Raw genomic sequence first — 566 nt, 5'->3', positions numbered from 1 at the left:
CTCTTCATTGATTTTCCGCAGCGTCTTCTCCGCACGCTTCCGGTCGATCCCCTCCTCTTCAGCCTCATCGAGGACGCGCTCGACTGGCGTGCCGTTGGACTCGCCCTCGTAACACTGCTCTTCGACGATGTCTTCGATCAGCGTAATGCGGTCGCGCTGGGTCTTCGAAGTGCCCGAACCCCGGACGTCGGCGTCGAACTCCCCATCTTCGTTCATCCCGAAGTCGCGCATCGACCGCATCGTCAGCGAGAGAGCAGTCTTGAAGTGCCGCTCCTCGATGGTCTCAGAGAACTCCAGCTTCGCAGCCGCCTCGGCAAGCCGCAGCTGCGCCTCCAGGTCGCGCCACGTCGCTGGCACCGGCGCGTCCTCGTCCATGTGCTTGGTCTTGAATTCGGAGAACTCGTCGGCGATCTGCTGTTCGAGCTCCTCGGTCGCGATGACGGGTGAGGGCTGGTCGGCAGCGAGGGCGAGCCACTTCCGAAGGAGGTCACTGCGAACGGGAGGGTCGTACTTGTCCGTCTCGCCCGGCTCGATCGTGTCGGGGGCGACGTCGAGGCGCTTCTTGT

The 566-nt window shown here is 63.6% G+C and carries 1 pseudogene; it reads right to left on the bottom strand.

Annotation, left to right across the window (positions count from 1 at the left end):
• Positions 1 to 566, bottom strand: a pseudogene (locus DVK07_RS20770) (minichromosome maintenance protein MCM); the annotation flags it as partial.

It is taken from the genome of Halorubrum sp. Atlit-26R (assembly GCF_003666015.1).
GTDB lineage: Archaea > Halobacteriota > Halobacteria > Halobacteriales > Haloferacaceae > Halorubrum.
This window is presented reverse-complemented; position numbering and strand designations above follow the sequence as displayed.